The following is an 11,615-nucleotide window of genomic DNA, read 5'->3' on the forward strand; positions in this document are numbered from 1 at the left end:
CTCGAACGCCTGTGACCCCAGTCTAGCGGTTGTCAGGAAGCACTCAGGATGGCGCTAGAGTGGGGCCGGTCGCCGAGCACTCGGCGGCACCAACCGCGTCCGCGGGGGGAAGCCGGTCCAAGTCCGGCGCTGACCCGCAACCGTAGGCCACCCGAGAGGGGGGCGAGCCGGACTGCCCCGCAGACGCGAGCGGCTCCACATCACCCGTCGAGGTCACGGGACGGAGCCCGGACAGCCACTGTGGCCGGTCGGGCGTTCGTCACGAACCGCTCAGGAAGGCTGTCCCCCACATGCACCGCTCCTCCCTTCGCGGGCGCGTCGCGCCGCTCGTGCTGGCCGCCCTCGTCCTCGGTATGCCGGCCGCCGTCGCCGCCGAGACCGACCCGAGTCCCAGCGCCAGCGCCTCCGCGAGCAGCGCCACCCCCAGCACGTCCCCGTCGCCCTCCGCGACGAGCACGCCCCGCTCGGCGGCAGGGCTGCCTCCGGCTGCGGGCACCTCGTGGACCGAGGGCGTCTGCGCCCCCGACGCCGACGGCGTCACCGCCGTCGTCGACCTCCAGGGCTCCGCGGCCGCCGTCGCGCGCTGCGTGACGAGCACGGGTGGCCCGGCCTACTCGTCGACGAACGCGCTCCAGACCTTCGCCGACGCCGGGTTCGACGTCCTCACCAAGGCCACGAGCTTCGGCCCGCAGATCTGCCAGGTCGACGGCGCCCCCTCGACGGACCCGTGCGCCGCGTGGACCGGCGTGTGGTGGTCGTTCTGGACCGGCACCGACGCGGGCTGGAAGCAGGCCATGACCGGCGCCCACGAGACCGCCGCCCCGACCGGCACGTTCGTCGGCCTCTCGCTCGTCGACAACGTCGACGACGCACCGGAGCCGCGGGTGGACACGACGCCGGCGACGAGCACGCCGACGCCCACCCCGACCGTCTCGGTGACGCCGACCCCAGAGCCGAGCACCCCGGTCGGTCCGGGTCGCGCCGACCTCGCCTCCGACTGGCTCGTCTCACGCGCGGCCAAGGGCGACGGCACCTACGACCTGCAGTCCTTCGGCTTCAACCCCGGCCTCATGATCGACATGCTCTTCGCCCTCGTCGCTGAGGACCCGAAGCACGAGGCCATCCCCGGTCTCTGGGCCTCGATCGAGAAGCAGATCCCGGAGTGGGTCGACTTCACCGCGGACAACGGCACGCGCTACGTCGACGGGCCGTCCGCCGCCAAGGCGATGCTCGCGGCCGAGGCCGTGCGTGACGACGTCCACGACGTCGGCGGCCTCGACGTCGCGAAGACCGTCGAGTCCAAGATCGACGACGACGGCAAGGTGCTCGACTACGGCGACGCACCGGCATACGGCTTCGGCCAGACCCTCGCCGTGCTCGCGCTCGCCCGCGCCGACGCCCTCGACACCAAGGTCCTCGACGCGATGCTCACCCAGCAGTGCCCGTCGGGAGGGTTCCGCCTGAGCCACGGCGCCTCGTGCACCGACGACAAGGACTCAGGGGTCGACGCGACCGCGATGGGGCTGCAGGCGATGCTCGCCGCCGAGCGCTCCGGTGTCGACGTGGCGGACGCCGACCTCACCCGCGCCGTCGGCTACCTCACCTCCGCCGCGAAGACGAGCGGCGGGTGGGCCAACGACGCCTTCACGACGACGGTCAACACGAACTCGACCGGTCTCGCCGTGCAGGCCCTCCAGGCCTACCTCGACGAGCACCCGGGCTCGGCTGCGGCCGAGGGCGCCGTCACCAAGGGTCGTGCGTGGGTCGCCGGCCTCCAGGTCCTCCCCGCCACGGGTGCCGCTGCGGCGACGAACGTCGGCGCGATCGCCTACTCCCCCGAGGCCTTCGCCGCGGGTCCGGCGACGAGCACCGACCAGTGGGAGCGGGCCACTCCCCAGGCGATGCTTGCCTTCGGGCTCCCCGGCTTCGACACCCTCGTCGTCGCCGCGGCCCCCACGACGACGCCGACGCCCACGCCGACGACCAGCGCCAGCTCCAGCGCCACCCCGACCGGTGGCACGACCGACCCGACCACGCCCGCCACCGGGGGCTCCGGTGACGGCACCGCAGGCGGATCCGGGACCGACGCGGGCTCCGGCTCGGGCTCGGGCTCGGGCGAGGGCCTGGCCTACACGGGTGCCGAGCTCTGGCCGGCCCTCGCCGTGGCCCTGCTGCTCCTCCTCGCGGGCGCCGGCTTCGTCCTCGTCTCGCGCCGTCGCGGGGTGCACGCCTGATGCTGCGTCGCCTCCTCTCGTTCGGCGCGGCGACCGCGCTCGGGGCAGCCGCGCTTGCCGGCGCGGCCGCCCCGGCGCAGGCGGCCGCCTGCTCGACGACGAGCGGGGTGACGGTCGTCGTGCAGAGCCCACAGGGCACCCAGGTCCGCTGTGCGAGCGGTGACCCGTCGTCGGCGTGGTCGGCGCTCCAGAGCGCCGGGTTCTCGCTCACCGCGGTGCAGCGCTTCCCCGACGCCCTGTGCCGGATCGACGGCTACCCCGCGTCCGACCCGTGCATCAACATGCCTCCGGCGAGCGCCTACTGGTCGTTCTGGCACGCACCCAACGGCGGCTCGTGGACCTACAGCCAGGTGGGCATCAAGGGCTGGAACCCCAAGCCGGGCAGCTCGGTCGGCTTCCGCTTCGGCTCCGGGTCGGCCCCGAGCACCCGCCCTGCCACGGTCTCCGCGCCGGCACCGACCACCGCTGCGCCCAAGCCCACTGCGGCCCCGAAGCCCGCGCCCAGGACGACGACGAAGGCACCGAGCGCCCCGCGGCCGCCGGCCAAGGCACCGGCCGGGCGCGCAACCACGGCGGCACCGGCCGCACCCCGGACCACCGCGGCGCCGGGTGCCTCTGCGGCGCCCACGCCGGGCGTCCCCAGCCCGTCCGCGAGTGCCTCCGTCTCGGCGTCAGCCCCGGCCTCCGCGACCGCGAGTCCGACCGCCTCGGAGTCCGACGACGTCGTGGCCGCGGCCCCCGAGGGCTCCGACGGCGGCTCGTCCGGCTCGTCGGACAACGGCTCCTCGGACGGGTCGTCCCTCGGCCGCCTCCTCGGCGGCGGGGCGCTCCTCGCCGCCCTCGCCTCGGCCGTCGCCGTCGTGGGTCTGCGCCGACGTCAGGCCGCGGCGTCCGTGTGACGCCGGACGCCGGTGCCGCCCCCTCTCGACGGGAGGGCGGCGTCGGCGTGACCCCTCCACGGGCGGGAGGCCCAGGTGCGTCCGGGCCGCTCGCCCCGGCGCTGCCGAGGTCGCTCCACCCGGTGGCGTGGTGGCTCTGGGCCATCGGCCTCGCGGTGGCGGTGAGCAACGTGACGAACCCGTTCCTCCTCCTCACCGCGCTGGGCGTCGCCGCCCTCGTGGTGCTGTCCCGGCGCGGGTCCTCGCCGTGGGCCCGCTCGTTCCGGCTCTACCTCTGGCTCGGCGGCTTCATCGTCGTCGTGCGGGCGGTGCTCCACGTCCTCGTCGGGCTCAAGTTTGGCAGCCCCGTCGTCCTCCCCCTGCCGGAGGTCTCGCTGCCGTCGTGGGCGGCCGGGATCAACCTCCTCGGCGACGTGCGCCTCGGCGGGCTCGTCGGCGCCGTGACCGAGGGCCTGCGCCTCGCGGTGATGATCGCCTGCATCGGTGCCGCGAACTCCCTCGCCAACCCCAAGCGCCTGCTCCGCACCCTGCCGGGCGCGCTGAGCGAGATCGGCTCGGCCGTCGTCGTGACGATCAGCGTCGCCCCCCAGCTCGCCGAGAGCGTCCAGCGGGTCATGCGGGCGCGAGCGCTGCGCGGCGACACCGCCAAGGGGATCCGGGCTGTCCCCCGGGTCGCCCTCCCGGTCCTCGAGGACACCCTCGACCGCTCGCTCATGCTCGCCTCGGCGATGGACTCGCGCGGCTACGGCCGTCGCCGCGAGGTGGGTGCCGGGCGCCGTGTCCTCACCGCGGCCTGCACGCTCGGTGGTCTGCTCGCGAGCGCAGTCGGCATCTACGGCGTCCTCGACGCGACCACCCCCGGCTGGATGGGCCTGCCCGCGCTCGCCGCGGGCATCGGCCTCTCGCTCGCCGGCATCTGGCTCGGCGGCGCGGCCAACGCCCGCTCGACCTACCGCCCCGACCCGTGGCGCGGCGCCGAGTGGCTCACGGTCGCCTGCGGCGCTGCCGCAGCGGTCGCGGTGCAGCTCGTGCGGCGCAACGACGCCGCGTCGCTCGGCATCCCGCTCGATCCGCTCGCCGTGCCCGCCCTGCCCCTGCTCGCTCTGGCGGGCCTGCTCGTCGCAGCCCTGCCCGCCTTCCTCACTCCCCCGCCACCGCCTCCCGCTCCCCGGGGCGTGGCCCACCCCCGACCGGTTCCCGCCGAGGTGCACCCGTGATCGAGCTCGACCGTGTGTCGGTGTCCTTCGAAGCCGAGGTGGAGCCCGTGCTGCGGGACGTCTCGCTGCGGATCGACGAGGGTGAGCTGGCCCTCGTCGTCGGTCGCACAGGCTCGGGCAAGTCGACCCTGCTCGGCGCCATCACCGGGCACGTGCCCCACTTCACCGGCGGCACGCTCGCCGGGTCCGTCCGGGTCTTCGGCCGCGACACCCGGGAGCACCGTCCCCGCGACCTCGCCGACCTCGTCGGCGTCGTCGGGCAGGACCCGCTCGCGGGCTTCGTCACCGACACCGTCGAGGAGGAGCTCGCCTACGGCATGGAGCAGTTGGGCCTCGGCGCGACGACGATGCGCAAGCGGGTCGAGGAGACCCTCGACGTCCTCGGCATCGCCGACCTGCGGGGCGCGGCCCTGCGAGAGCTCTCGGGCGGCCAGCAGCAGCGCGTCGCGATCGGCTCGGTCCTCACCACCCACCCCAAGGTCCTCGTCCTCGACGAGCCGACCTCGGCCCTCGACCCCACCGGCGCCGAGGACGTGCTCGCCACGATCACCCGTCTCGTGCACGACCTCGCGGTCACCGTCGTCGTCGCCGAGCACCGGATCGAGCGCGTCCTCCAGTACGCCGACACCCTCGTCCACGTCGGCGCCCACGGCGTCGTCACACAGGGCGACCCCGCCGAGGTCATGCTCACGGCCGACGTCGCACCACCCGTCGTCGAGCTCGGCCGCTGGGCGGGCTGGTCGCCGTTGCCGCTGTCGGTGCGCGACGCCCGTCGTCGCGCCACCGCCTGGCGGTCGCTGCCCGCCGGGCCGCGACCCGGGGTCGCGGCGCCCGGACCCGTCCTGCTCGACGCCCGCCGTGTGGCCGTCACCCACGGCGCCGTCGTCGCGGTCGCGGAGGTCGACCTCTCGCTGCGTGCCGGCGAGGTCACCGCCCTCATGGGCCGCAACGGCGCCGGCAAGTCCTCCCTGCTCTGGGCGGTCCAGGGATCCGGCCCCATGCGCTCGGGGACGGTCCGGCGCCGGCACGGCACCTCCCACGAGGAGACCGACGTCCGCGCCCTCGACGCGGCCGAGCGGCGTCGCCACGTCGGCCTCGTCCCCCAGTCCGCCGCCGACCTGCTCTACCTCGACACCGTCGGCGCCGAGTGCACCCAGGCCGACCACGAGAGCGGGCGCGAGCCCGGCACCTGCCGCAGCCTGCTCGACGACCTCGCACCCGGCATACCGGACGACCGTCACCCGCGGGACCTCTCCGAGGGACAGCGGCTCGCGGTCGTCCTCGCCGTGCAGCTCACCGCCGACCCGCCCGTCCTCCTCCTCGACGAGCCCACGCGCGGGCTCGACTACGCCGGCAAGGCCGCGTTGCGCGGCGCCCTCCGCCGGCTCGTCGACCGAGGTCGCAGCGTCGTCGTGTCGACCCACGACGTCGAGTTCGTCGCCGAGTCCGCCGACCGGGTCGTCGTCATGGCCGCCGGGGAGGTCGTCGCGGACGGCCCGACCGCCGACGTCGTCGTCGCCAGCCCCGCCTTCGCGCCGCAGGTCGCCAAGATCACCTCCCCCCAGCCGTGGCTCACCGTCGACGACGTCCGGTATGCCGTCCGGGAGCCGTCGTGACGACCCTCGCCCCGCCCTCCACACCCGGTGGGTCCGGCGCTCCCGGTGACCGCACCCGGGCGATCCGGCTCCGTCCCCGCTCGGTCGCGGCCATCGTCATCGTCAGCCTCGCCGGCGTCGTCGCCTTCGGGTGGCCGCTGCTCGTCGACCCGGGCACCGCCTTCGCGCACTCGACCGACGCCCCGCTCGTCTTCTCGCTGCTCATGCCGCTCCTGCTCGCCGTCGTCATGGCGGAGGTGTCCGAGGGCGGGCTCGACGTCAAGGCCATCGCCATGCTGGGCGTGCTGTCGGCCGTCGGCGCTGCGCTGCGCCCGCTCGGCGCAGGGACCGCGGGGCTCGAGACGGTGTTCTTCCTCCTCGTCCTCGGCGGGCGTGTCTTCGGCGCCGGCTTCGGGTTCGTCCTCGGGGCGACGACGCTCTTCGCCTCCGCGCTCATCACCGGTGGCGTGGGGCCGTGGCTGCCCTTCCAGATGCTCGGCGCCGCGTGGGTCGGGCTCGGCGGCGGTCTCCTCCCGCAGGTGCGCGGTCGCGCCGAGATCGCGCTGCTCGCGGCCTACGGCGCGGTGTCCGGGCTGCTCTACGGCTTCGCGCTCAACCTCATGTTCTGGCCGTTCGCGGCCGGGCTCGACACCGAGCTGTCCTTCGTCGCCGGGGCGCCCGTGCTCGAGAACCTCCACCGGTTCGGCATCTTCTCGCTCGCCACCTCGCTCGGCTGGGACCTCGGGCGCGCGCTCACCAACGTCGTGCTCATCTCCCTCACCGGGAGCGTCGTGCTGCGCACCCTGCGCCGGGCCGCACGCAAGGCCGCCTTCGAGGCCCCCGTCGAGTTCACCGCACCTCCAACGTCCGGCAGAACGACGCCCTGACCACCACAGCTGCGGACGCAAGCGGTCGGGGGCGGCCGGCATACCCCTTGCGTCCGGCACGGTGACGACCTGACCACCACAGCTGCGGACGCAGGCGATCGCGGCGTGGGCCGCGCGACCGCGGGCGGAGCGGTGTTGGCACAATCGCGCCCATGGGTCCTCTCGAGCTCGACAACACCCCGTCCTGGCTGAGCCGGGAGGAGCTCGACAGTGCGCGTGAGCGGCTGCCCATCCTCTATGTCGACGCCGTGCCCGTCCGCGTCGACGAGCGCGGCGCCGTGACCGCCGTCGGCCTCCTCCTGCGCGCGTCCGCGGACGGCGAGATCCTGCGCGAGGTCGTCTCGGGCCGCGTGCTCTACCACGAGCGGGTGCGCGACGCCCTGCTCCGGCACCTCGAGAAGGACCTCGGCCCGATGGCCCTGCCGCGGGTGCCCGCCTCGCCCGTGCCGTTCACCGTCGCGGAGTACTTCCCGACCCCCGGCGTCACGCCCTTCCACGACCCGCGCCAGCACGCGGTGTCACTGGCTTTCATCGTCCCCGTGTCGGGCGACTGCGCCCCCCAGCAGGACGCCCTCGACCTCGCCTGGCTCACCCCCGAGGAGGCCCTCGACCCCAGCGTGCTCGCCGAGATGGACCGCGGCCACGGAGTCCTCCTCCGCCAAGCCCTCAGCCACCTCGGCCACCCCGTCTGAGACCTCGCGGGAGCAGCCGACCGAGGTTGAGACTTGGAAGCTCGCCCGCGGAGCGCGCACGGACCCGGTGCGCCGCTGGCTGGGTCTGGCGGGAGCACGGAGCGCGCTCAGCGCGCGGAGTGCGGATGGAAGCGGCGCACCGGGTCCGTGCGCGCGACCCAAAGGTGAGCGCAACGAAGCGAACCGAACGTCAGCGCGACTCGCGCCCCTTGTTGAACTTGTCCGTCGTGCGCGTCATGTCGGCGTGGTCCTGTGCCGCGGCCTCGTCGGGCGTCGGGGCCTTCCCGCCGAGCCGGGCCGGCTGGTAGACGAGGTCGTCGCCGGTGAGGGGCGGGTAGGCCTCCTGCTGGGCGTGGAGCTGGGCCTGCATGACGGCCTGGAGCCGCACCGTGGCCTCGTTGCGGTTGTCGTCGGGGCTGACGTGGAAGGGCTCGCCGACGACGATGGAGATCGGGATGTGGTGGCGGCCGAGGTGCTTGGGGAGGTTCTTGCTCCACACGCGCTGCGAGCCCCAGATCGTCGTCGGCAGGATCGGGACGCCCGCCTCCTGCGCCATCCGGGCGGCGCCGGGCTTGAACTCCTTGAGCTCGAACGAGCGCGACATCGTCGCCTCGGGGAAGACGCCGACGATCTCGCCGTCGCGCACGGCCTCGACGGCGCGCATGAAGGAGGCGCGCCCGTCGCGGCGGTCGACAGGGATGTGGTGCATGCCGCGCATGAGCGGGCCGGCGACGGGGTGGGCGAAGATCGACTTCTTCGCCATGAATCGCACGAGGCGACCGGAACGACGAGCGGCGAGGCCGGCATACGTGAAGTCGAAGTAGCCCGTGTGGTTGATCGCCATCACGGCACCCCCGGTGCGGGGGACGTTGTCCTCACCCTCGATCCGGAACCGGATGCCCTGGGCGGCGAAGACGCCGCGGGCGAGGGTGATGACGGGGCTGTACACGGGTTCCATGGGTCGCAGCCTACGGCTCCGTAGGTTCGACTCCGAGAGCGTGCCCGGGTGATGTTGGTTATCGTCGTGCCGGTGAGCCAGCCGACCGCCGGGCCAGACGTCGCCACCGCCGAAAGGCCTGCGGAGCCGGGCATGCGCCGCTCGCGCCGGGTCGCGCTCGTCGCCCTCACCGTCCTTGCGTTCCTCGCCGCGCTGTGGACCTCGCTGCGCCCGGACCTCGATGACGGCTGGCTCGCGATCGGCCTGCCGAACCCGGTGGCGGCGCTGCTCTGGTTCGTGCTCTTCGTCGCGCTGCTGCTCCAGGTGAGCTCGCGGGTGCCGGCCTTCGCGATCGGCATCGCGTTCCTCCTCTTCTGGCCGACGCCCGTCTATGCCTCGATGGCGACGATGGCGCTGCACGGCCAGTTCGTCATGGAGCGCACCCCGGCGACGGTGACCGCCGCCGACGCGCCGCGCGAGGGCGGTCCGGCGGCGGTGACGTTCGCGTTCGACGACGGCACGTCGGAGCGCGGTGTGTCGCTGCTCAGCCAGCGGTTCGGGTCGCGCACCGAGTACGTCGCACCCGACGTCGGCACCCGGCTCGACGTCCTGCGCGACCCCACCGGCTGGCTCCCACCGCGCACCGCAGGCAGTCGCGAGGGACTGCCCGAGGGCGTGGGCGGCCCGTTGCTGCTCGCGCTCCCCGGCCTGCTCGGCGTGGCGGTCCTCGCCGCTGCGTCGGCCTCCGCCCTGATCCGGCGGGAGAGCTTCATCGTGGTCGCCGGCCGGCCGGCGACGCCCGACGAGGTCAGTCCAGAGGTCAGTCCAGGGGCGGGAGCGGCAGGCCCCTGATCTCGGAGAGCATGCGCAGGATCTCGGCCTGCTCGGCGCGCACGGCGGCGAACGTCGACATGTTGAGCTCGAGGTCGCGCTCGGCGTCGGGCTCGACCTGCAGCTCGAGGATCTTCCCTGCCTTCTCCTCCGCGACGCCGCGGACGAACTCGGCCTCGCTGCTCGTGTCGTCACCGGAGAACACGCGGTCGAGCGAGGTCTCGTCGAGGTCGACGCGACGCTGGAGCCGCTGCCACTCGGGTCCGAGCTCGCCCGCACGGGCCTTGTCGCTCATCTGCTCGTAGTCGCCTCGGTGGTCGGTGCTCGGGTCGGAGACGAACTGCTCGACGAGCTCGTCGCGCTCGGCGTCGATCTCGTGCCGCAGCTCGAGCAGCTCGGCGAGGATCGCCTCGACCTCGCGGCTCGCGTCCTCGAGGCCCGCGCCACCACCGGTGCCGAAGCCGCCGCCGGCGCCGCTCATGCGGGCACCGCCCCCGGGTCGACGCCGAAGTTGTTGACCTGGGCGTCGTCGATGTCGCGGCCCGTGCCGTAGTTCTGGAGCGCGATGAGGGTGTTCGACAGGACGGTGAGGACGCGCAGCACGTTGACCACGGCGTAGCAGCCCTTGACGAAGCTGTTGATCGCCATGAGGACGCGGCGGATCGCGTTGTAACCGCGCTGGATGAGGCTCCAGTACTTGCGGATGCTCGTCGCGATCTTGGCGCCGCCGACGAGCCAGCCCGGGCCGGGGATCGACGCGCACGCCGCGAGGAAGGTGATCTCGTCGACGATGAAGCCGATGATCGTCGCGATCGTGCTCGCCACGGACTTCGTGATGTCGATGAGCGCACCGACGAGCCGGCCGATCTGGTCGCAGCCGGTGCCGTACTTCGTGTAGTTGTCCTCGAGCTTGCCCATGCGGTCGCGGAGGGCCACGGCCGAGGGACCGGTCCACTCCGTCGTCGACGTCTTGAGCGCGCCGAAGTTCTTCCCCACACCGTTGCACGCGATCTCGGTGCGCCCCCAGGCGTCCTTGGCCCTGCTCAGCTGGTTCCAGTCGCCGGCGATCGGCTTGACGAGCTCCTCGATGGGGCTGACGCCGAACGCCTGGCGGATGAACCAGAGGATCGGCCGCAGCACGAGCCCCGAGCTGGCCTCGAGGTCCTCGACGAAGTTGCCCTCGTCGCTCGCCGGCGGGACGAGCGCGCTCGACGCGTCCACCTGCTCCGCGATGGTGCTCACCACTGTCCTCCGTTCCGGTTGGCCCACCGTGCCGAGCCGTCGTTGGACGGCCCGTCGATCGAGTCGTTGACGTCGCTCCGCAGGTCGGCGGCCTCCTGGCCGTGCTGCCACGTGTTGACGAGGCCTTCACCGGTGCCGATGAGCGCGCCGGGCAGACCCACCGCCCGCTGGGCCGCGCCGAAGGTCTGGTTGGCGTCCCAGGTCGTGCCGCGGCTGTCGGTCGGTGCGGGGTTGCGGTACTGGCTCTCGCGCTCCCGCCTCATGTCGTCTGCGGTGAACGAGCTGTTGCCGGTCGTGTCCGCGCCGTTGCGGCGGTCGGCCTCGGCCCAGTCCACGCGCTCCCAGAAGTCGTCGCGCGCCTGCTGCCGGTCGCGGGTCCAGCCGTCCTCGCGGGCACGCCGGGCGTCGTCCTCGGTCCACGAGTCGTTGCCGCTCGTGTCGCGCGCGTTGTGGTCGGCTGCCGACCGGGTGTCCCAGCGGTTGGTCATGCTGTCGTAGAGACGCTTGTTCATCGCGTACTCGCGCCACTTGGCCGGGTTGAGGCTGTCGGGGTACTCCGGCGGCTTCGGCGCCTCGAGACCCGGGCCGAACGGGCCGAGGCTGCGCACCTTGTCCGCATAGCTCAGGGCGTTCGTCGTCTCGGACAGCCCCTGCTTCGTGTACTTCCACCAGCTGTTGTCGCCCGACGGCGCATTCGCGACCGAGGCGCCCGGACGTGGCGCGGGTCCGTCGCCGGGCGCGCGGTAGGGCGGTGGGGTCTCCCCCGCGGCGCGCATCCTCGCGGCCATGCGGTCGTATGCCGCCCGGTCCTGTCGGAGGTACTCCGCCTTGGTCCCGTTCATCGTCGTCGTGCAGCTCTCGGAGATCGACCTGCCCTGACCGGTGCCGGTGTCGGCGATCTGGTAGGCCCGGTCGTAGTGACCCTGGAGCGGCGCGACGGCGAGGCCGGTGAAGCCGCCACCCGCGTTGCAGTTGGTCTGCACGTAGGACTGGACCTTGCCCAGGTGCCCCGTCTGGAGACGGAACACCCCGTTCACCGTGTCCAGCTGGCTGATCTCGACCCTGAAGTCGTTCACGGTCC

The 11,615-nt window shown here is 73.6% G+C and carries 11 protein-coding genes; 7 read left to right on the top strand and 4 right to left on the bottom strand.

Going from position 1 to position 11,615, the window contains the following annotated elements; genetic code table 11:
- The first annotated feature begins 290 nt into the window (after positions 1-290).
- The 6 genes from ACOJV7_RS01195 (at position 291) to ACOJV7_RS01220 (ending at position 7,524) form a co-directional block, all read left to right on the top strand.
- Complete coding sequence (locus ACOJV7_RS01195) at positions 291-2,234, top strand: prenyltransferase/squalene oxidase repeat-containing protein (protein ID WP_420188337.1); 1,944 nt, start codon at positions 291-293, stop codon at positions 2,232-2,234.
- On the top strand, positions 2,234-3,133 hold the full coding sequence (locus ACOJV7_RS01200) for a hypothetical protein (protein ID WP_420188338.1): 900 nt from the start codon (positions 2,234-2,236) through the stop codon (positions 3,131-3,133). Before ACOJV7_RS01195 ends, ACOJV7_RS01200 begins: the two co-directional genes overlap by 1 nt.
- A gap of 122 nt (positions 3,134-3,255) precedes the next feature.
- Complete coding sequence (locus ACOJV7_RS01205; protein WP_420188339.1) at positions 3,256-4,350, top strand: energy-coupling factor transporter transmembrane component T; 1,095 nt, start codon at positions 3,256-3,258, stop codon at positions 4,348-4,350.
- Positions 4,347-5,966, top strand: coding sequence for an ABC transporter ATP-binding protein (locus tag ACOJV7_RS01210; RefSeq protein WP_420188340.1), 1,620 nt, complete (start codon positions 4,347-4,349; stop codon positions 5,964-5,966). The genes ACOJV7_RS01205 and ACOJV7_RS01210 overlap by 4 nt, the downstream gene beginning before the upstream one ends.
- Positions 5,963-6,832 (top strand): ECF transporter S component, encoded by an 870-nt coding sequence (locus ACOJV7_RS01215; protein WP_420188341.1) that lies wholly within the window; start codon positions 5,963-5,965, stop codon positions 6,830-6,832. The genes ACOJV7_RS01210 and ACOJV7_RS01215 overlap by 4 nt, the downstream gene beginning before the upstream one ends.
- A gap of 152 nt (positions 6,833-6,984) precedes the next feature.
- Positions 6,985-7,524: an NUDIX hydrolase family protein gene (locus tag ACOJV7_RS01220; protein WP_420188342.1), complete on the top strand. Its 540-nt coding sequence runs from the start codon at positions 6,985-6,987 to the stop codon at positions 7,522-7,524.
- 190 nt (positions 7,525-7,714) lie between these two features.
- Here the strand turns inward: ACOJV7_RS01220 and ACOJV7_RS01225 are convergent, their stop codons facing one another.
- Positions 7,715-8,482: a lysophospholipid acyltransferase family protein gene (locus ACOJV7_RS01225; RefSeq protein ID WP_420188343.1), complete on the bottom strand. Its 768-nt coding sequence runs from the start codon at positions 8,480-8,482 to the stop codon at positions 7,715-7,717.
- Positions 8,483-8,554: 72 nt separating this feature from the next.
- Between ACOJV7_RS01225 and ACOJV7_RS01230 the strand changes: the two genes are divergently transcribed.
- Entirely contained in the window at positions 8,555-9,313 is a 759-nt protein-coding gene (locus ACOJV7_RS01230) for a hypothetical protein (protein WP_420188344.1), read from the top strand.
- On the opposite strand, the gene ACOJV7_RS01235 is transcribed toward ACOJV7_RS01230, so the two are convergent.
- From ACOJV7_RS01235 to ACOJV7_RS01245, 3 genes are read right to left on the bottom strand one after another with little or no spacing between them, the layout of a single operon-like run.
- A complete protein-coding gene (locus ACOJV7_RS01235) occupies positions 9,282-9,773 on the bottom strand; it encodes a hypothetical protein (protein WP_420188345.1) in 492 nt (163 codons plus the stop codon). The two genes, ACOJV7_RS01230 and ACOJV7_RS01235, sit on opposite strands and share 32 nt — an antisense overlap.
- Positions 9,770-10,534 carry a hypothetical protein gene (locus ACOJV7_RS01240; RefSeq protein WP_420188346.1) on the bottom strand — a complete coding sequence of 255 codons (765 nt, stop codon included), beginning with the start codon at positions 10,532-10,534 and terminating at the stop codon, positions 9,770-9,772. The genes ACOJV7_RS01235 and ACOJV7_RS01240 overlap by 4 nt, the downstream gene beginning before the upstream one ends.
- Complete coding sequence (locus ACOJV7_RS01245; RefSeq protein WP_420188347.1) at positions 10,531-11,610, bottom strand: hypothetical protein; 1,080 nt, start codon at positions 11,608-11,610, stop codon at positions 10,531-10,533. The genes ACOJV7_RS01240 and ACOJV7_RS01245 overlap by 4 nt, the downstream gene beginning before the upstream one ends.
- Positions 11,611-11,615: the final 5 nt, after the last annotated feature.

Origin of the sequence: Knoellia tibetensis (assembly GCF_048606415.1) — a bacterium.
Taxonomy (GTDB): domain Bacteria; phylum Actinomycetota; class Actinomycetes; order Actinomycetales; family Dermatophilaceae; genus Knoellia; species Knoellia tibetensis.

Bases quoted from the DNA above. Each gene is read 5' to 3' on its own strand.
- ACOJV7_RS01225 (WP_420188343.1), bottom strand. From the start codon at position 8,482: ATGGAACCCGTGTACAGCCCCGTCATCACCCTCGCCCGCGGCGTCTTC.
- ACOJV7_RS01235 (WP_420188345.1), bottom strand. From the start codon at position 9,773: ATGAGCGGCGCCGGCGGCGGCTTCGGCACCGGTGGTGGCGCGGGCCTC.
- ACOJV7_RS01220 (WP_420188342.1), top strand. From the start codon at position 6,985: ATGGGTCCTCTCGAGCTCGACAACACCCCGTCCTGGCTGAGCCGGGAG.
- ACOJV7_RS01195 (WP_420188337.1), top strand. From the start codon at position 291: ATGCACCGCTCCTCCCTTCGCGGGCGCGTCGCGCCGCTCGTGCTGGCC.
- ACOJV7_RS01200 (WP_420188338.1), top strand. From the start codon at position 2,234: ATGCTGCGTCGCCTCCTCTCGTTCGGCGCGGCGACCGCGCTCGGGGCA.